This window comes from Pseudomonas sp. SJZ103 (assembly GCF_007828335.1).
Taxonomy (GTDB): Bacteria; Pseudomonadota; Gammaproteobacteria; order Pseudomonadales; family Pseudomonadaceae; genus Aquipseudomonas.
This window is the reverse complement of record NZ_VIUN01000011.1, coordinates 64,949-84,214: the sequence shown is the minus strand read 5'-3', so window position 1 is coordinate 84,214 and position 19,266 is coordinate 64,949. Positions and strand designations below refer to the sequence as shown.

Annotated in this window: 18 protein-coding genes; 9 read left to right on the top strand and 9 right to left on the bottom strand. The window is 59.9% G+C overall.

Annotated elements, in window-relative coordinates; all coding sequences use genetic code 11:
- Positions 1 to 131: 131 nt before the first annotated feature.
- The 3 genes from FBY10_RS21845 (at position 132) to ahpF (ending at position 3,457) form a co-directional block, all read left to right on the top strand.
- Entirely contained in the window at positions 132 to 1,064 is a 933-nt protein-coding gene (locus FBY10_RS21845) for a site-specific integrase (RefSeq protein ID WP_131696221.1), read from the top strand.
- A gap of 133 nt (positions 1,065 to 1,197) precedes the next feature.
- Positions 1,198 to 1,761 (top strand): alkyl hydroperoxide reductase subunit C, encoded by a 564-nt coding sequence (ahpC, locus tag FBY10_RS21840; protein ID WP_003173835.1) that lies wholly within the window; start codon positions 1,198 to 1,200, stop codon positions 1,759 to 1,761.
- A 130-nt stretch (positions 1,762 to 1,891) separates the two neighbouring features.
- A complete protein-coding gene (gene ahpF, locus FBY10_RS21835; RefSeq protein WP_145337796.1) occupies positions 1,892 to 3,457 on the top strand; it encodes an alkyl hydroperoxide reductase subunit F in 1,566 nt (521 codons plus the stop codon).
- A gap of 64 nt (positions 3,458 to 3,521) precedes the next feature.
- Here ahpF and gloA read toward each other — a convergent pair whose 3' ends face one another.
- The gene (gene gloA, locus FBY10_RS21830; RefSeq protein WP_053129696.1) at positions 3,522 to 4,043 is read right to left on the bottom strand and encodes a lactoylglutathione lyase; all 522 of its coding nucleotides are present in this window, start codon (positions 4,041 to 4,043) and stop codon (positions 3,522 to 3,524) included.
- Positions 4,044 to 4,242: 199 nt separating this feature from the next.
- Between gloA and FBY10_RS21825 the strand changes: the two genes are divergently transcribed.
- On the top strand, positions 4,243 to 4,779 hold the full coding sequence (locus FBY10_RS21825; RefSeq protein ID WP_145337797.1) for a DUF4946 domain-containing protein: 537 nt from the start codon (positions 4,243 to 4,245) through the stop codon (positions 4,777 to 4,779).
- 111 nt (positions 4,780 to 4,890) lie between these two features.
- Here FBY10_RS21825 and FBY10_RS21820 read toward each other — a convergent pair whose 3' ends face one another.
- The 3 genes from FBY10_RS21820 to FBY10_RS21810 form a co-directional block, all read right to left on the bottom strand.
- Positions 4,891 to 5,256: a histone-like nucleoid-structuring protein, MvaT/MvaU family gene (locus tag FBY10_RS21820; RefSeq protein WP_027606583.1), complete on the bottom strand. Its 366-nt coding sequence runs from the start codon at positions 5,254 to 5,256 to the stop codon at positions 4,891 to 4,893.
- Positions 5,257 to 5,454: 198 nt separating this feature from the next.
- Entirely contained in the window at positions 5,455 to 6,996 is a 1,542-nt protein-coding gene (locus FBY10_RS21815; RefSeq protein ID WP_145337798.1) for an EAL domain-containing protein, read from the bottom strand.
- 27 nt (positions 6,997 to 7,023) lie between these two features.
- A complete protein-coding gene (locus tag FBY10_RS21810; protein ID WP_131696226.1) occupies positions 7,024 to 7,950 on the bottom strand; it encodes a LysR family transcriptional regulator in 927 nt (308 codons plus the stop codon).
- Between the two features lie 78 nt (positions 7,951 to 8,028).
- Here FBY10_RS21810 and FBY10_RS21805 point away from each other — a divergent pair, with 78 nt between their 5' ends.
- The gene (locus FBY10_RS21805; RefSeq protein ID WP_145337799.1) at positions 8,029 to 8,952 is read left to right on the top strand and encodes a DMT family transporter; all 924 of its coding nucleotides are present in this window, start codon (positions 8,029 to 8,031) and stop codon (positions 8,950 to 8,952) included.
- Positions 8,953 to 9,198: 246 nt separating this feature from the next.
- Positions 9,199 to 10,275: a 4-hydroxyphenylpyruvate dioxygenase gene (gene hppD / locus FBY10_RS21800; RefSeq protein WP_027606579.1), complete on the top strand. Its 1,077-nt coding sequence runs from the start codon at positions 9,199 to 9,201 to the stop codon at positions 10,273 to 10,275.
- A gap of 56 nt (positions 10,276 to 10,331) precedes the next feature.
- Here hppD and rarD read toward each other — a convergent pair whose 3' ends face one another.
- The 4 genes from rarD to FBY10_RS21780 form a co-directional block, all read right to left on the bottom strand.
- Positions 10,332 to 11,213, bottom strand: a complete 882-nt coding sequence (gene rarD / locus FBY10_RS21795) for an EamA family transporter RarD (RefSeq protein WP_131696228.1) — start codon at positions 11,211 to 11,213, stop codon at positions 10,332 to 10,334.
- A gap of 251 nt (positions 11,214 to 11,464) precedes the next feature.
- Entirely contained in the window at positions 11,465 to 12,475 is a 1,011-nt protein-coding gene (locus FBY10_RS21790) for an aldo/keto reductase (protein WP_131696229.1), read from the bottom strand.
- A gap of 193 nt (positions 12,476 to 12,668) precedes the next feature.
- On the bottom strand, positions 12,669 to 13,535 hold the full coding sequence (locus FBY10_RS21785) for a hypothetical protein (RefSeq protein ID WP_145337800.1): 867 nt from the start codon (positions 13,533 to 13,535) through the stop codon (positions 12,669 to 12,671).
- A gap of 119 nt (positions 13,536 to 13,654) precedes the next feature.
- On the bottom strand, positions 13,655 to 14,566 hold the full coding sequence (locus FBY10_RS21780; protein ID WP_145337801.1) for a LysR family transcriptional regulator: 912 nt from the start codon (positions 14,564 to 14,566) through the stop codon (positions 13,655 to 13,657).
- Positions 14,567 to 14,667: 101 nt separating this feature from the next.
- On the opposite strand from FBY10_RS21780, the gene FBY10_RS21775 reads away from it, so the two are divergent.
- Positions 14,668 to 15,372, top strand: coding sequence for an SDR family oxidoreductase (locus FBY10_RS21775; protein WP_145337802.1), 705 nt, complete (start codon positions 14,668 to 14,670; stop codon positions 15,370 to 15,372).
- A gap of 64 nt (positions 15,373 to 15,436) precedes the next feature.
- Here FBY10_RS21775 and FBY10_RS21770 read toward each other — a convergent pair whose 3' ends face one another.
- On the bottom strand, positions 15,437 to 16,747 hold the full coding sequence (locus tag FBY10_RS21770; RefSeq protein ID WP_145337803.1) for an MFS transporter: 1,311 nt from the start codon (positions 16,745 to 16,747) through the stop codon (positions 15,437 to 15,439).
- A gap of 173 nt (positions 16,748 to 16,920) precedes the next feature.
- Here FBY10_RS21770 and FBY10_RS21765 point away from each other — a divergent pair, with 173 nt between their 5' ends.
- Both FBY10_RS21765 and FBY10_RS21760 read left to right on the top strand, forming a co-directional pair.
- Positions 16,921 to 18,027: a sugar diacid recognition domain-containing protein gene (locus FBY10_RS21765; protein ID WP_131696234.1), complete on the top strand. Its 1,107-nt coding sequence runs from the start codon at positions 16,921 to 16,923 to the stop codon at positions 18,025 to 18,027.
- A 91-nt stretch (positions 18,028 to 18,118) separates the two neighbouring features.
- The gene (locus FBY10_RS21760; protein ID WP_145337804.1) at positions 18,119 to 19,258 is read left to right on the top strand and encodes a glycerate kinase; all 1,140 of its coding nucleotides are present in this window, start codon (positions 18,119 to 18,121) and stop codon (positions 19,256 to 19,258) included.
- Positions 19,259 to 19,266 lie beyond the last annotated feature (8 nt).

The following is a 19,266-nucleotide window of genomic DNA, read 5'->3' as shown; positions in this document are numbered from 1 at the left end:
ATATACATACCATATCACGAATAAAAATTCGTTTAAATTCATGATTTAACAGATGGGATATTGGCGTATTATCCCGTGTCATTGGCGTCTGGAACGCTTATATGTCTGCAAGCAGTACGAATAGGCCTCCCATGAGCGATCTGGATCGTTACCTCAACGCCGCCACCCGCGATAACACGCGCCGCAGCTATCGCGCGGCCATCGAACACTTCGAAGTCAGTTGGGGCGGATTTCTGCCGGCTACCAGCGACAGCGTGGCGCGTTATCTGGTGGCGCATGCGGGTGTGCTGGCGGTCAACACCCTGAAGCTGCGGCTCTCGGCACTGGCGCAATGGCATACCAGCCAGGGCTTTCCCGACCCGACGAAAGCGCCGGTGGTGCGCAAGGTGCTCAAGGGGATTCGCGCCGTGCACCCGGCGCAGGAGAAGCAGGCCGAGCCATTGCAGCTCAGGCATCTGGAGCAGGTGGTGGCCTCCCTTGAGGCTGAAGCGCGAGAGGCCAGTGAGGCGCAGGATCCACCGCGATTGCTGCGCGCCAAGCGTGACACTGCGCTCATCCTGCTGGGCTTCTGGCGCGGTTTTCGTAGCGATGAGTTGTGCCGATTAAGTATCGAACACGTGCAGGCCACACCCGGTGCCGGCATCAGCCTGTATCTGCCGCGCAGCAAAAGTGACCGCGACAACCTCGGCAAGACCTATCACACCCCGGCGTTGCTGCGCCTATGTCCGGTGCAGGCCTACAGCGAATGGCTCAGCGCGTCGGCCCTGGTGCGCGGTCCGGTATTCCGGGGCATCGACCGCTGGGGAAATCTGGGGGAGGAGGGCTTGCACCCCAACAGCGTGATCCCGCTGCTGCGCCAGGCGCTTGAGCGTGCGGGCATCGCCGCCGAGCAATACACCAGCCACTCGTTGCGCCGGGGTTTTGCCACCTGGGCTCATCGCAGCGGCTGGGACTTGAAGTCGCTGATGAGTTACGTCGGCTGGAGCGACATGAAATCCGCCATGCGCTATGTTGAAGCAACGCCCTTTCTCGGCATGACATTGGCCACTCAACCGCTGCTTTGAGATTTCTTCTATTAATACCGTCACCTGATAGGGAAAACCAATCGTCAGCATCAGGTTTGCCAATGAGCCATCCGCCGAGAGAGTGGGTAGGATTCACTTCATCAACTTCTTAACCCCTGACGGAGAGTCAACGATGCCTATCATCAACAGCCAAGTAAAACCGTTCAAAGCGACTGCATACAAAAACGGCAACTTCGTAGATGTGACCGACGCTGACCTGAAAGGCAAATGGTCGGTAGTGTTCTTCTACCCAGCCGACTTCACCTTCGTTTGCCCAACCGAGCTGGAAGACCTGGCTGACAACTACGCCGAATTCCAGAAACTGGGCGTCGAAATCTACAGCGTTTCCACCGACACCCACTTTGCCCACGCTGCCTGGCACAACACTTCGCCAGCCATCGGTAAAATCCAGTACACCATGATCGGCGACCCGACCCTGACCATCTCCCGAAACTTCGACGTACTGATCGAAGAAGCTGGCCTGGCTGACCGCGGTACCTTCGTGATCAACCCGGAAGGTCAGATCAAGATCGTTGAACTGAACGACGGCGGTGTTGGCCGTGACGCTTCCGAGCTGCTGCGCAAAATCAAGGCCGCTCAATACGTAGCTGCCCACCCAGGCGAAGTGTGCCCAGCCAAGTGGAAAGAAGGCGAGGCTACTCTGGCTCCGTCCCTGGACCTGGTCGGCAAGATCTAAGTCTGTGAAGACGTCTCAAGGGCGGAACTCCGCACTTAAGTAAGCTGCATCCGCCCTCAAAACGCCCGGGCGAGAGTCGCTCGGGCGTTTTTTTGTCTGCAATAAACCGAATTAATAGGAAATCGCCCGTATGTTGGACGCCAATCTTAAAGCTCAGTTGAAGTCATACCTGGAACGGGTCACCCAGCCGATCGAGATCGTCGCCTCCCTCGACGACGGCGCGAAATCCCAGGAAATGCTTGCCCTTTTGCAGGACGTAACCAGCCTCACCACGCTGATTACCCTGAAAACCGATGGTGATGATGCGCGCAAGCCATCGTTCTCCATCAACCGCCCGGGTGCCGATATCAGCCTGCGTTTCGCCGGCATCCCCATGGGCCATGAATTCACTTCGTTGGTGCTGGCCCTGCTGCAAGTCGGTGGCCACCCGTCGAAGGCCAGTGTCGAAGTCATCGAACAGATCCGCGCCCTTAAAGGTGAGTTCAGCTTCGAGACGTACTTCTCGCTGTCCTGCCAGAACTGCCCGGACGTGGTCCAGGCGCTGAACCTGATGGCCGTGCTCAACCCGAACATCCGCCACGTCGCCATCGACGGCGCGCTGTTCCAGGCTGAAGTCGACGAACGTCAGATCATGGCAGTGCCGAGCGTTTACTTGAATGGCGTGAACTTCGGCCAGGGCCGCATGGGCCTGGAGGAAATCCTCGCCAAGCTCGACACCAGCGGCATTGAAAAAGCCGCCGAGAAAATCAGCGCCAAAGATGCCTTTGATGTGCTTGTCGTCGGCGGTGGCCCGGCCGGTTCCGCAGCGGCCATCTACGCCGCACGTAAAGGTATTCGCACCGGTGTTGCCGCCGAACGCTTTGGCGGCCAGGTGCTGGACACCATGTCCATCGAGAACTTTATCTCGGTACAGGAAACCGAAGGGCCGAAACTGGCCAGCGCCCTGGAAGCCCACGTACGCCAGTACGACGTGGACATCATGAACCTGCAGCGCGCCAGCAGCCTGATCCCAGCGAAAAACGCCGGTGACTTGCATGAAATTCGCTTTGAAAGCGGCGCGACGCTCAAGTCCAAGACCGTGATCCTGGCCACCGGCGCCCGCTGGCGCGAAATGGGTGTGCCCGGCGAGCAGGAATACAAGGCCAAGGGCGTGTGCTTCTGCCCGCACTGCGATGGTCCGTTGTTCAAGGGCAAGCGTGTGGCGGTAATCGGCGGCGGTAACTCCGGCGTTGAAGCGGCCATCGACCTGGCCGGTATCGTCAGCCATGTGACCTTGCTGGAGTTCGACAGCAAGTTGCGCGCCGACGCGGTATTGCAGCGCAAGCTGTACAGCCTGCCTAACGTTGATGTGATCACCAGCGCGCTGACCAGTGAAGTCAAAGGCGACGGGCAGAAGGTCACCGGCCTGGCCTACAAGGACCGCGATACTGGCGAGTTCAAGACCATCGACCTGGAAGGCATCTTTGTACAGATCGGCTTGCTGCCCAACACCGACTGGCTTAAAGGCACTGTGGAATTGACCCCGCGTGGCGAGATCATTGTCGATGCCCGTGGCGAGACTTCACTGCCAGGGGTATTCGCTGCCGGTGACGTGACGACCGTGCCGTACAAGCAGATCGTGATTGCGGTAGGCGAGGGCGCCAAGGCTTCCCTGAGTGCTTTCGATCACTTGATCCGGACCTCCGCTCCGGCGTAAGTCCAGGCCCGGAAACGAAAAACCCCATGAGTGATCATGGGGTTTTTTGTTGTGTGTTAGAAACTTACAGCGGCGCTGGCTGAATAATCTCAACCCAGTACGCATCCGGGTCCTTGATGAACGCCAGGCTTTTCATGCGGCCATCGGTCAGGCGTTTCTGGAAATCGCAGCCCAATGCTTCGAAGCGTTCACACGCAGCGACAATATCGGGCACCGAGATGCAGATATGACCAAAACCACGCGGATCGGTGTTGCCGTTGTGATAGGCGAAGTCGGCATCGTTTTCGGTGCCGTGGTTGTGGGTCAGTTCCAGGATGCCTGGAATTGACTTCATCCATTGGGTGCGCGCGGCGGCGTCGGCCGGGATCTGGGATTTGTCCACCAGGGCCAGGAAGTACAGGCTGAATTCGGCTTCCGGGAAGTCGCGCTTTTCAACCAGGGAAAAACCCAGGACACGGGTGTAGAAGTCCAGGGACTTGGTGATGTCCTTGACCCGCAGCATGGTGTGGTTGAACACGAAGTTCGAGGTGGCGGTGTCAGGTTGGGCGGTGACGCCCGGGAAGGTGTTCAGTTCGTGCAGGCTCATGGGCCCTCCAGAAAAAAATGGGGCAAACGCGGCTCCAGGTGAGAGGAGCGTTCCCTTGGCTTGCAGCTGGCGTCCGTGCAGCCGGACCATGATACGCAAGGCCCGCCTGCCGCGCCAAATGAAAAAGCACGCGTAGGTCTTGCGACCAGCCGGTGGCGGGGCTCACACTTTGTCGCTTGAACCTTGGGTGTCTTTTGCAATGATCGAATGTCGTTTACCGCTGTTGAGCGCTCTGTGTTTGCTGTTGTCCAGCCCTTGGGTATGGGCGGGCGAGCCGGAAATTCATTGGCCCAGCGGCTGGCAGGTCGAGGAGGTGGTACCCGACGGCGACGCGCCAGCCACGCCGCAGCCGGTTTCGCGGCAGCGTGCGATCAAGAACGATGAAAATGGCAACACAGTGATGGTGATGGAGTTGACGGGGACGCCGATCGAGGCTGGGCATAACGTTAACCTTCAGGGCGTATTGCTGGAGATGCGCAAGTCCATCCAGAAAGATTTTGCCCAAGGCGGCTACCAAAGTGTGTGCAGCAAGATGCACTCGACAACACTGAGTCGTCTTGAGGCCGTAGAAACTACGTGTGTGATTACTGACAATGGACGGCACGTGCTTTCACAAACATTGGTAGGCGCGGTTGATACCGATAAAGCGTATGTTTTTTCATACGCGGGTCAAGCCGACGCTTACCAAGCAAGCAAGGATGAAGTCAGTTCGGTGCGCGCTGGCCTCAAACTTTAAGTGCGTTTCACCCGTCGATTCTGAACAAAGTGAAATGTTATTTAAGTTCGGTTTCGAACCCTTGAATAAAAAAGCCCCGCATGTGCGGGGCTCTTTGTTAGTACGTGGTGATCAGCCGCGAAGCCAGGAATCTACAGTGGCGGCGCCATACTGTTCTTTCCAGGCTTTGAGGCCGCGGTGGTTACCGCCCTTGGTTTCGATCAGTTCGCCAGTGTGCGGATTGTGGTAAACCTTGACTACGCGCGCACGGCGCTGTTTTGGTGCGCTGGCGGCGGCAGCGCTGGTCTTGCCCGGGTTTGGATCAAGGATCAGGATGATGTCGCGCAGGCCTTTGCCGTAGGTTTTCATCAGTCCTTGAAGCTTTTCTTCGAATTCGATTTCTTTCTTCAGGCCGGCGTCGTTCTTCAGGGACTCCAGCTGGGCAAGCTGCTCTTGAAGGGCTTTTTCTGCTGCGCGAAATTCGGCGAGTCTGGACAAAATCTGTACTCCAATAGTGTATTTGGCTGATGTCAACTACAGACAAAGCTATAAGCCAATAGCGTTAAGGCGACTCACAGAAGAAGTCGTCCTGCGAGTTCTGCACAGGCAAGAAAAATTGTAGTAGTTAATCCGCCACGAGTAAATCATGTCTTTTGTCTTATTAACATTATTTCAACGCCGCTAGTGCATGGCTATTCAATGGCTGACTAGGTTTTTAATGAATTCATCGCTGGGTAATGGCTTTCCAAACAGATAGCCCTGGAGAAAATGCACACCATGAGCGGCCAGGTATTCGCACTGCTCGGCGGTCTCTACACCTTCTGCAACGATGCCCAGGTCCAGCTTGCCGGATAATTCGATGATGCTGTCCAGAATATGCCGCGATAGTGCATCGGCACCGATCATGGCGACAAAACTCTGGTCGATCTTCAGATAGTCCACATTGAAGTTGCGCAAATAACCCAGGCTGGAATGGCCGGTACCAAAGTCATCGATGGCAATCATCACGCCCAGTTGATGCAGGGCGTCGAACAGTCGACGGGTAGTATCCGTGGGCTCGATCAACTCGCGCTCGGTCAACTCCAGCACCAAGGTCACCTGGCCTGGCGTGAAGGCGGCGAGAAATTCACGGCAGTCCTCTACCAGTGCAAGGTCGTGGCAATGGCGCGCGGTGATATTCACGCCGATATGGAAACCCGGGCTGAACCGCGTCGCATGGGGCGCCAGTTGGGCAGCGGTCTGGCGCAGCAGGGCACGGGTCATCGGCACAATCAGGCCTGAATGTTCGGCCAGCGGGATAAACAGATCGGGTCGGACGAGACCTTCCTTGGGGTGCTGCCAGCGCATCAGCACTTCGCAGCCGGCCCATTCGCGGGTGTCGCCGCGCACCACCGGCTGGAAGTACGGGATGAACTCGTTGGCCCCCAGCGCCCGCCGCAGCTCATGGGTAGGCGCCGAGGAACGCTTTTGCAGCCAGTGCGCAAGCAGGCCCGCGAGTACGCCAAAGAACACTACCAGGCTGAACAGCGCGGGGTAACGTGCCTGCATATAGCGCCACACTTCACCGGCCGGCATGCCGGCGTCGACGCTGTAGTGATAGCGCTCGGATGCCAGGTGATGATGGGCTACGGCAAATACCGGGACTGCGGTGTCGTGCACGTTGCCATCGGCGCCGAGCCAGTGAGGCCCGACTTGCAGCACAAGCTGCGCATAGCGGCTGATCAGGCGCAGGGCGTTGGTCAGGTGATAGCCGTCGATTGAGGCAAACGCGGCTTTGTCCCCGTCGACCAATCGGTAGACCAGCAACGCGGTATCCGGTGTAACCGGGTTGCCGTTCATCAACCACAGGCGGCCATCGACATAGTCATCCGGGTTCACCGGTGACTCGTAGTGACTGCCGAACAGGGAGCTGCAATAGATGTTTTTTTGCCAGGACAAGGTCGTCGCCCGTACGAACGGCCGGCGCGTGACCTGTTCACGCAGCGCCAGTTGCACGCCACTGTCACACGGCTGTCCGGCCAGTGGCAGCAAGGCCTGGGCGGCGAGGGCGGTATTGTCGAGCATCAGGTCGAATTGACGTACGGCCTCCTGGGCGGTTTGCGCTGTGCTTTGTTCAAGGGTGCGTTCAGCTTGCCAATACAGGATGGTCACACCCAGCAGGATCGGCAGCACCCCCGACAACACGCTGATCGAATAGCGGGTGAAGAGCTTTCGCGGGCCTTTGACGGTGAGGGGCATGGGTTCAGGCCTGTTGCGCAGGAGGCTTTACCGGCAGGCCGGCGGGGAATGTTTCGATGATAGATGGCCCGCTTGGACTTCGCTCGCCCTGCCAAGGCTTTGCGCAATCTCGATAAAGGCCAGGGTGGCCGGTGACGACTGCCGCCGATCCAGTACCGCCAGGCCAATCTGGCGCGGCACGCGGGGCGAAAGCGGTCGCTTCACATAGCGCGGATCAAGTGCCTGCGGCAGCGATGCTTCGGCGACGATGCTCAGGCCGTCCCCACGGCTGACCGCTTCCAGGGTGCTCAACAGTTGCGCGCAGCGGTAGCGCACCTTCGGCCGCAGTTGGCCGACGTCGAACAGGCGGGTGACCAACTCCGAGGAGCCGGCTTCCGTCAGGATAAAGGCATCGTCACACAGGTCCTGCAGGGCCAGCGTGTCCCGCGCAGCCAATGGATGATCTGCCGGCAGCAGCGCCACCATCTGGTCCTCGAACAAGGCAAAGGTGTCGAAGCGCTCCTGTTCCAGCACCACAAAGCCCACATCGATCCGTCGCTCATCCAGCCACTGCAGCACCTGGCGGTCGGGCCCTTCGTCCACATGCACCTCAATCCCCGGATGGGCGCTGCGAAACTGGCTGAGGATGGCTGGCAACAGGCGAATCGACGCGGTCGGCCCGAATGAGCCGATGCGCAACGTACCGCGCCGCATGCCACGGGCATCGGCCGCCTCTTGTTGCAGGGTGTTGGCCAGGCCGAGCATGGCACGGGCACGTCCGAGTAATTGCTGGCCGATGTCACTCGGTTCTACCAGCGACTGGTGGCGCCGAAACAGCTCCACACCCAGTTCCTGCTCCAGGGCCTTGATGGCATGGGACACCGCCGATTGGCTGATGCCCAAACGGTGGGCGGCACTGGTAAAACCTTGGAGCTCGGCGACCAGTGAGAAAATTTCCAATTGGGTCAGTGTCATGAGTGAAAGCTCATTTTACGATGATCGGTTATTAGCTGAAGAATACGCGAATTCTCCCGTACCTTGAGCCCATCCCTCATGCGACTCGCCTCCGATCACCTGACTTATTGCAAACTCGCCGCCGTCACCATGATCTGGGGCGGCACCTTTGTCGCCGGGCGCTTCCTGGCCGACCACCTCAATCCGCTGCTGGCCGCCAGCCTGCGTTTTATCCTCGCCAGTCTGGCGTTGTTGCTGTTCATGGCCTGCGCGCGTATTCCTCTGTTGCGTCCCAATCTTCGGCAGTTTGCGCAACTGGCGGTGCTGGGATTCTTCGGGATTTTTTTCTACAACCTGTGCTTCTTCTATGGGTTGCAGTACATCAATGCGTCGCGGGCTTCGTTGATCGTGGCGTTGAACCCGGCGGTGATCGGCCTGGCGAGCTGGCTGTTATTCAAGGAGCGGCTGAGTCGGATCAAGCTGCTGGGTATCCTGTTGTGTCTGGTCGGTGCCGGGACGGTCATTGTCAGCCGTAACCCGCAGTTGTTGCAGGCCTCCGCCGATGCCTGGATCGGCGATTTACTGATCCTTGGCTGTGTGGCGGGGTGGGGCGTTTATTCGCTGTGTGCCCGGGGGCTCAACCAAAGCCTGGGGCCATTGCAGACGGTCACCTGGTCGGTGCTGCTGGGTACGTTGATGTTGACCACCACCGCGTTTGTCACCGCAAGCGTCAGCGTAGAAGCGCTTGGCTGCTTGCCGATAACCCATTGGCTCAGCCTGGCCTACCTCGGCGTTTTGGGCTCGGCGCTGGCATATATCGGTTACTACGACGGTATCCGGCGCATCGGCGCGACGCGCGCCGGCGTATTTATCGCACTCAACCCACTGACGGCGGTGATCTGCGGTGCACTGCTGCTGGGGGAACAACTGACGGCGCCCATGCTGGCGGGCGGGGCCGTCATCCTGTTGGGCATCTACCTGTGCAACAAACCCCTTGCACACGCCAGGGCAATGGGGATTTGATAAGAGTACGGACAAATACGGTTACGCTGTGTAGAATCGATTTACGCATACAAGAATATGGACTTGCGCTCACGCAAGCCTCGGCCGTCAGAGACTGATGTAACCATGAAGCTACTCGGCTCCCCCCTCATTTTTGGTGACTTCCTCGCCCGCAGTGTGCGAGGCCTTTCCTGCGCGCCCCCCTCCGACCTCATCCTTGCTCGCACATAACCACTTGCTACCCACAAGAATGATGAGGCACCGGCCATGACCGACCACTACGAAAACCCAATGGGCCTGATGGGCTTTGAATTTATCGAATTCGCATCGCCGACCCCCGGCACCCTGGAGCCGATCTTCGAGATCATGGGCTTCACCAAAGTCGCGAACCATCGCTCCAAGAACGTCCAACTGTTCCGCCAGGGCGAGATCAATCTGATCCTTAACAATGAGCCCAACAGCATCGCCTCCTATTTCGCCGCCGAGCACGGCCCGTCGGTGTGCGGCATGGCGTTCCGCGTCAAGGATTCGCAAAAAGCCTACAACCGCGCGCTGGAACTGGGGGCTCAGCCCATCCATATCGAAACCGGCCCGATGGAGCTGAACCTGCCGGCCATCAAGGGCATCGGCGGCGCGCCGCTGTACCTGATCGACCGTTTTGGTGAGGGCAGCTCGATCTATGACATCGACTTCGTCTACCTCGACGGCGTCGAGCGTAACCCGCAAGGCGCCGGCCTCAAGGTCATCGACCACCTGACCCACAATGTGTATCGCGGGCGCATGGCCTACTGGGCCGGCTTCTACGAGAAACTGTTCAACTTCCGCGAAGCGCGCTACTTCGATATCAAAGGCGAATACACAGGCCTGACGTCCAAGGCCATGAGCGCCCCGGACGGCATGATCCGCATCCCCCTGAACGAAGAGTCGTCCAAGGGCGCCGGGCAGATCGAAGAGTTCCTGATGCAGTTCAATGGCGAGGGCATCCAGCACGTGGCGTTCCTCACCGACGACCTGGTCAAGACCTGGGACGCACTCAAGAAGATCGGCATGCGCTTCATGACTGCGCCGCCGGACACCTACTATGAAATGCTCGAAGGCCGCCTGCCGAACCACGGCGAACCGGTGGATCAACTGCAAGCACGTGGCATCCTGCTGGACGGCTCGTCAATCGAAGGCGACAAGCGCCTGTTGCTGCAGATCTTCTCGGAAACCCTGATGGGCCCGGTGTTCTTCGAGTTCATCCAGCGCAAGGGCGATGATGGGTTTGGCGAGGGCAACTTCAAGGCGCTGTTCGAGTCCATCGAGCGGGACCAGGTACGTCGTGGCGTGTTGACCGCCGACTGAGCATGAAAAAAGCCCGACCGAGGGACGCCTCGGTCGGGCTTTTTGTCGTTTGGCATTCAGGCTCGGCGCTGACGCACCAAATGTTTGAACCCTTCGAACACCAGTACCATGACTGCGATCCAGATCGGGATGTAGGTCAACCATTCGCCTGCCTTGATGCCTTCACCCAACAGCAGCGCCACTACCAGCAACAGCACCGGCTCGACATAACTGAGCAGTCCGAACAGGCTGAATGCAAGCAACCGGCTGGCAATGATATAGCTCACCAGCGCCGAGGCACTGATCAGGCCCAGTACCGGGATCAACCCGTACAGCCTGGGGTGGGCATCCATCACCGCGAAACCCTGTTCGCCGCTTTGCACAAACCACCAGGCCACCGGCAACATCAGCGCCATGTCCAGCCACAGTCCTCCCAGGTGGTCGGTCTTGAGGTATTTGCGCGCGATGAAGTACAGCGGGTAACCGATGATCACCACCAGCGTCGCCCAGGAAAACCCGCCGGCCTGGAACAACTCGTTAAGCACCCCGAGGCTGGCAAAAAACACCGCGATTTTTTGCAGGTATGAAAGCTGTTCGCCCCATACCAGGCGTCCGGTAAGCACCATGCTCAGCGGCAGCAGGAAGTAACCTACCGATACATCCAGGCTGCGCCCGTTCAGCGGTGCCCACATGAACAACCACAACTGCACGCCCAGCAAGGCCGACGACAGCACCACACCGCCGATCAGCCGAGGCTTGGCCGCGAGCACTTGCAGCAACTCCCACACCCGCCGCCATTCGCCACTGACGATCATGAATACCGTCATGCACGGCACGGTCAGCAACATGCGCCAGCCGAAAATTTCCAGGCCGCTCAATGGCGTCAGCAATGACGTGAAGTAGTACATCACGGCAAACAACACCGAGGCCGACACCGATAACACAACTCCTTTAGACACGCTGTCCTCGCGAAAACCAATTTCAAAAAAAAGGGGAATTTCAAGAGGGGATTATGGTGCTTTTGAGTCGAGAGGGTTGCGCTGTTTTGGGGCGTTTTTCAGGAAAATTTCTCGTTACCGCTTTCTGGGTCGGCTTGGTAGGGTCAGTCGGGTTGTTGTTGTTGTTGTTGTTGTTGTTGTTGTTGTTGCGAGCGGTGCAAGCCCGCTCGCCACAGTAAGCCCGCTCTACAACCGTAGCCTGGTCACTCAGCCTACGCGCGCGCCACCCGGCCCGAGACAAAATGGCCTACATCATTGAACCCCGGCGTGGAGGAATGCCCCGGAGTCACCAGCGAGTCGATAAAAGCCTCATCCTCAGCCGTGATCTTCACGTCCAGCGCGCCGGTGTAGGCATCCCACTGCGCCTCGGTGCGCGGCCCTACGATCGCCGAGCTCACCGCCGCGTTGTTCAGCACCCAGGCTATCGCAAACTCGACAATGCCCACACCACGGCCCTGGGTGTATTGCTGGATCTGCTGGGCGATGCGCAGTGATTCCATGCGCCATTCGGTTTCCAGGATGCGCTTGTCCTGGCGGGCGGCACGGCTGCCGGCTTCGGGTGTGACGTCCGGCGCGTATTTGCCGCTGAGCACGCCACGCGCCAGTGGGCTGTAAGGTACGACCCCCAGGCCGTACGCGGCGGCGGCGGTGATCTGTTCGACTTCGGCCTGACGGTTGACGATGTTGTACAGCGGCTGGCTGATCACCGGCTTGTCCACGCCCAGGCGTTCGGCGACACGGATCACCTCGGCAATCCGCCAGCCGCGATAGTTGGACAGGCCCCAGTAACGGATCTTGCCCTGGCGGATCAGGTCGCCGATGGCCGATACCGTCACCTCCAGCGGGGTGTCGTGATCTTCGCGGTGCAGGTAGTAGATGTCGAGGTAGTCGGTATCGAGGCGGGTGAGGCTGGCTTCCAACGCGTTGAAGATGCGCTTGCGGCTCAGGCCACTGCGGTTGGGCAGGCCCTCCGTGGGGCCAATGGCGACTTTCGACGCCACCACCCAATCCTGACGATGGCGAGCGATGGCTTCGCCGACGATTTCCTCGGAGCGCCCGCCGGTGTACACGTCCGCCGTGTCGATAAAATTGACGCCCTGGTCCCAGGCCTTGTCGATGATGCGCAGCGAGTCCTCGGTGTTGGTCTGTTCGCCAAACATCATGGTGCCCAGAGTCAAGGCACTGACCTTCAAACCGGACTGGCCCAACGTGCGGTAAATCATGGTGCATTCCTCAAAAGCATTGACGAGTGCTATGCAATACCAGAGAGCAAGGCTCTAGAACAAGCTCAACGTCGGCGTATCGGGGGGCACGGACCCGCCTGTCCCCCCGCCGTGGCCATGTGCAACTGATAACGCCGCGGGTGATTCGGCGTTACCAGTTGAGAGCGGCGGGGGCTTACATCTTTGAACAAGATCAAGCGATATAGAAGGGCGTGCCTACGTCGAATCCACCGTCGAACTGAAACTCCACGCCTTCTCTCACAATAAAACTGCATTTCAATGTGCCTTTCGCGCGGCCTGTAGCGGGGAGTGAATCGAAATGCAGGTTTCCTCCTACTGCGGCATAGAGGCCGTAAGCGGGACGGGCGCTGCAGTTGACGAAAACCTCCGTGCTTTTTGGGGAGATGACATAGTCATGCTCGGTCAGGTTTTTTGTTATCTGGATGCTGACGATTTGGTTTGAGGGTGGAAAAGAGTCGATATCCCGCGAGCCAAAGACTTCCCAGCTGTCCGGGAAAAAGGGCGATTCGTGACTGATAATGCCAACGGTCTTTGCTACAAAATCTTCATGTGAAGGAAACGGGCTATTACGGAATGTTCCATTGAAGGTATCTGTATAGAGCCTTGGGTAGGATATTCCCTTCAAGTGAAGCTCGCCGTCGGTAAGGTCTACATGCGCTTCGTTAAATTCCGCCGATAAATGGAAGGTTGCGTTCATTTCCTCATTTAGTACTGAAACGGTGATCTCCCCACTTACAATCCGATAGACGGAAATACCTGCTCCATAGGGTGCAAAGACAAAGCCGGTGACCTCGTCGGGGAAGCTGTAGATGTGCTTCTTGCCGTTCTCTTCAAGATCAGCCGGAAGCACCACGTTCAGCCCATAATAATTCTGGTGTGGGTCGCCGCTTTGCAATTCAACCCCACTGAAACGCCAGTGCTCTCCGGACTTGAAGATATGTTGTCTGTCGAGATCGGATACGAACGAATGGGTATGGCTGCCGGTAAACGCTGCGGTGAGGCTGCCCGTGCTCGCGGTTGGTTTAGCTTTAGTTGTCATCTCGATGTTCCTTGCGCAATGTGAAGGGGACTTCGGAATGGACATGCTAAATGCGATAGGTACGCTGAGATACTGTCATAAATGACAGGTTTAAAAAGCCACCTCTTAATAGCTGAAACTTAGGGCAGCGATGGGTGTAACAGGGCCTGGCAGCGCACTTGTAGAAACCGGTGCAACACTTTCACCCGTTCCGACACTTGCAGGCGGTGGGGGCACATCAGGTTGAACGGGGTGGGTTCTCCCTGCCAGTCCGGCAACAGTTGCACCAGCCGTCCGGCCTTGAGGTCCCGGGCGATGTCGAGATTGGCCTTGTAGGCAATACCGTGGCCGGCGAGTGCCCAGCGCCGCACAATCTCGCCGTCATCGCTCAGGTAGTCGCCCGTCACCTCAACTTCCTGCAACGTCGTGCCCTGGCGAAAGTACCAGGTGCTGTTGGCCCGGCCCTGGCGCATGTACCGCAGCGTGTTGTGCTGCGCCAACTCCGCCGGGGTGCGCGGCGTGCCGTGGCGCGCCAGGTAGTCGGGGCTGGCGCAGGGAATGCGTTGGTGGTCGGGGACCACCGGCAGCGCCACCAGGCTGGAGTCCCGTGGGACGCCGAAACGCAGGGCGATGTCGACGGTGTCGCGGAATAGGTCGGCATTGCTGTCGTTGAGCAGCAATTGCAGGCGGATGTTCGGGTGTTCCTGCTTGAACTCATCCAGCCAGCCAAGGACCACATTGCGGCCAAAATCCGAGGGCGCCGCCAACTGCAGCAGGCCGGTCAGGCCCTGGCTCTGCTGCTTGAGCGCTTGCTCGCCTTCGGCCAATGCGGCCAGCGCTTCGCGCACGCTGTCGAGGTAGCGGCGACCTTCTTCTGTCAGGCGCATGCTGCGGGTGGAGCGTGCCAGCAGGCGGGTGCCCAACCGGGTTTCCAGGCGCTTGAGGGCGATGCTGGCTGCTGCGGGGGTCAGGCCCAGCCCACGTGCGGCGGCGGACAGGCTGCCGGTGTCGGCGGTGCGTGCGAACACTTCAAGGTCGAGGATTGAGCTCATTTGTAAAAATCCTTTAAAGATCCTGTCGTTTTACCGGGATTTTTCGCTGATTGCCAAGCTGGGAAGATGAGCGCTCACTTTCTGACCCAGGACATTTCTTAATGACTTCCCCCCTCAACGGTAAAACGGTCATCGTCATCGGCGGCAGCAGCGGGATCGGCGCAGCCGTGGCCAAGGCCGCCGCTGCACGCGGTGCTCAGGTGGTGTTGGCGGGGCGACGCCTCTCGTCGGGCAGCGAAAACGGCCTGCGCAGCGAACCCGTGGACGTCACCGACGCCGCCTCCCTGCAGCGTTTGTTCGAAACCGTCGGGCGTTTTGACCATCTGGTGTACACCTCCGGCCCCTCGGTGCGGGCCAAGACCTTGATCGAAACCGATCTGGACGAGGCCCAGGACAACTTCAACGTGAAACTCTGGGGCGCGTTGCGGGCGATCCAACAGGCGCTGCCTTTTCTTGATGAGCGCGGCAGCATCAGCCTGACCTCCGGGCAACTGGGGCGCAAATTGGCGCCGGGCCAGTTCATCAAAGTCGGTATCAACGCGGCCACTGAAGCCCTGGGCAAGCAGTTGGCCAAGGAGTTGGCACCGCGTCGCGTTAACGTGGTGAGTCCCGGTGTGATTGATACCCCTGCGTATGCGGGGTTGGCCGAGGACCAGCGCTTGGCGATGTTTGCCAAGGCGGGTGGCGCATTGCCGGTGGGGCGCGTAGGGCAGGCAGAGGAAGTGGCGGCGGGGTATGTGCTGGCCATGGAGAATGGCTACATGACCGGTGCTGTCATTGATATCGACGGCGGCGGGCTGCTGTAAACGCGGACTATATGTGGGAGGCGGCAAGTCGAATCGTCGCCCCGCCCCTCCGACATGGACCGTGTTATACCTTCAAGGTCCGCGTCATCCGCAACGCCAACACACTGCCCGCCACAATTACCGCCGCCAGCAGGTACAGCGCCACATCCGTGGAGCCGGTGGCGTCCTTCACAAAACCGACGATATACGGGCTGAGGAAGCCGGCCATCTGGCCCATGGAGTTGATCAGCGCCAGGCCACCGGCCGCTGCGCCCGCACTGAGCATGGCGGTCGGTACCGGCCAGAACATCGGCAGGCCGGTGAGGGCGCCCATGGTCGCGATGGTCAGGCCGAGGATGGCGATGGCTGGCGTGGTGGCGAAGTTCACGGCAATCACCAGGCCGATGGCGCCCATCAACATCGGCACGACAAGATGCCAGCGACGTTCCTTGCGCAAGTCCGCCGAGCGGCCCACCAGCAACATGAAGACGGCGGCCAGCAGGTATGGAATCGCGCTGAGCCAGCCGATCACCAGGTTATCGCTGAAGCCCAGGTTCTTGATGATCGACGGCAGCCAGAAGTTGATGGCGTACACACCGCTCTGGATGCAGAAGTAGATCAGGCCGAATGCCCAGATCGCCGGGTTCTTGAACACTTCACCGAGTGAATCGGTGCTGGTTTTCGGCTGGTTCGCCAGGTCGGTGGCCTGGTCGGCTTCCAGCACTGCGCGCTCGTGGGGCTTGAGCCATTTGGCGTGGGCAAAGCTGTCGCTGAGCAGGAAGTAGGCGAGGGCGCCGAGGATCACGGTCGGAATGCCTTGCAGCAGGAACATCCACTGCCAGCCCGCCAAGCCGCCTTGGCCGGCGGCGAAGTGGTTGAGGATCCAGCCGGAAAACGGGCTGCCGAGCAAACCGGACACCGGGATCGCCGACATGAACAGCGCCATGATCCGCCCACGGCGGAACGTCGGGAACCACTGCGAGAGGTAAAGCACCACACCGGGGAAGAAGCCGGCTTCAGCCGCACCGGTAAACAGGCGCAAGGTGTAGAAATGCGTCGGCGTGGTGACGAACAGCAGGCAGGTGGACAGCGTGCCCCAGACGATCATCATCAACGCAATCCAGCGCCGTGGACCGAACCTGGTCAGCGCCAGGTTGCTCGGCACGCCACACAGCACGTAGCCGATAAAGAAGATCCCGGCACCCAGGCCGTACACGGTTTCGCTGAATTTCAGCGCATCGAGCATCTGCAACTTGGCAAAGCCAACGTTGACCCGGTCGAGGTAGTTGAACAGATAGCAGATGAAAATGAAGGGGATCAAGCGCAGGGTAACGCGCTTGTAGATGGCGTTTTTATCGTCATCGGTGGCCAGTGTGACAGCGGCGCTCTGTGACATGGGAATCTCTCTTTATTATGATTTTGCGCGATGCGAGGGTAACGTTGATCGCCCAACGAGTCTCGGCCACGTGGCGGGGTGCTGTCTTTGTGCTTGCGCACAGTGATGCATGCTTTGCGCTGTGCGGATGAACAAGCACGCTTTCAAGTACTTTCTTTCAAGGAGATGGCCGCATGTTCGAGCTGGATCATGACCTGGCGCAGGATATCGTCGATAGGACCATGGCGATCCTGCCCTACAACGTCAATGTCATGGACAGCCAAGGCCTGATCCTCGGTAGCGGCGAACCCGAGCGGATCAACACCCGCCACGAAGGAGCACAATTGGTGCTGGCCAATGGTCGCGTGGTCGAGATCGACGGCCAGACCGCCAAGCACCTCAAGGGCGTGCAGCCCGGCATCAACCTGCCGCTGATGCACGATCAGCGCCTGATTGGCGTACTGGGCATCACCGGCGAGCCCGAGTTGTTGCGCACTTATGCCGAACTGGTGCGCATGACCGCCGAAATGCTCGTCAGCCATCGTCACCAGCAAACCGAGCAGCAATGGCGACGCCAGCGTTGCGATGATCTGTTGGCGTTGCTCCTCGCCGACAGCGGCGACTCACCACGCCTGGTCGATGAAGCCCAGCAATTGGGCCTCAAGCCGCAGCTGGCGCGCACGCCGTACCTGTTCGAACTGGGGGCGGGCCAATCGGCGGAAGCATTGAACACCTGGCTGACCTCGCGCTATCCGGACAGTTGGTGCGTGAGCTCGGCGCAGTTCTCGCTGCTGTGGTGCCGACCGGCGGCACAGCAGGTGGACAATCCACGGCTGCTGGAAAAGCTCGAAGGCCTGGGCTGGAACATCCTTCGCGTGGCCGTCGGCGGGCAGGCGGATGGCCTGGCCGGATTGCGCCGTTGCTATCGTCGCGTCGGCGATTTACTGGCCTACGGTCGCGATGTGCTGCCGCAGTCGCGGCTCTTGACCCTCAACCGCTACCGCTTGCCGGTGATGCTCTGGCGCCATCGCAACGACGATGCCCTCGACGAACTGCTCAACCCATTGCGCAAGGTGCTGGCCAAGGACAGCAACGGCCAACTCCTGGCCACGCTGCGCAGTTGGTGCGAACACGACGGGCAAAGCCAGGCCTGTGCCGACGCCCTCGGCATTCACCGCAACAGCCTGCGCTACCGCATGGAGCGCATCGCCGAACTCAGCGGCGTCGACCCGCTGACCCTGGACGGCATGCTGGCACTGTACCTCGGCGTGCAGCTGTTGCCCCAGGCTTTGTCGGAATGAACAACAAACCTTACCCGTACTTGTGCATCGGACCGGCGTCATCGGCGGTGCCAACTGGCAGCATGGGCGTCATAAAAACCGGAGAAAGCCCATGAAAATCATCATCGCCCCCGACTCGTTCAAGGACAGCCTGAGTGCCGAGGGCGTCGCTCAGGCCATTGCCGCAGGGTTGGCGCAAGTCTGGCCGGATGCACAGGTGATCCAGTGCCCGATGGCGGACGGTGGTGAAGGCACGGTGGACTCGGTGCTCGCCGCCTGTAACGGCCAATTGCGCCGCCAGGCGGTGCGTGGCCCTCTGGGCGGGACGGTTGAAGCACGTTGGGGCTGGTTGGCCGACAGCCACACCGCGATCATCGAAATGGCCGAAGCCAGCGGCCTGCAATTGGTACCGCCAGGCCAGCGCGATGCGTGCACCAGCAGCACCTACGGCACCGGCGAGCTGATTCGCGCGGCCTTGGACCTGGGTGCCCAGCGCATCATTCTGGCGATTGGCGGCAGCGCCACCAACGACGGCGGTGCGGGTGCGATGCAAGCCCTGGGCGTGCAACTGTTCGACGCTGCGGAACAGGCCTTGCCTCCCGGAGGCCTGGCGTTGTCACGACTGGCGCATATCAACCTGGAAAAACTCGATCCGCGCCTGACCCAGGTACGCTTTGAAATCGCCGCCGATGTGAACAACCCGCTGTGCGGCCCCCACGGCGCCTCGGCGATATTCGGCCCGCAAAAAGGTGCCAACCCTGAGCAGGTGCAACAACTGGACGCTGCCCTTGGCCACTTTGCCGATCACTGCGCCAACGTCCTGCCCAAGGACGTGCGCGACGAACCCGGCAGCGGCGCCGCTGGCGGCCTGGGTTTTGCCGCCAAGGCGTTCCTCGGTGCGCAGTTCCGCGCGGGCGTGGACGTCGTCGCCGAACTGGTAGGACTTGACGAAGCCGTACGCGGCGCCGACCTGGTCATCACCGGCGAAGGCCGCTTCGACGCCCAGACCCTGCGCGGCAAGACCCCCTTCGGCGTGGCCCGTATCGCCCGGCAACACGGCGTTCCGGTGATCGTCATCGCCGGCACCCTGGGCGACGGCTACGAGCAGATGTACGCCCATGGCGTGGATGCGGCATTTGCCTTGCCGAGCGGCCCGATGAACCTGGAGCAGGCCTGCAGCGAGGCACCGCGTTTGCTGCGCGAGCGCGCGGCGGATATTGCGCGGGTGTGGCGAGTGGCGGCCAAGCGCTGACGCATCAC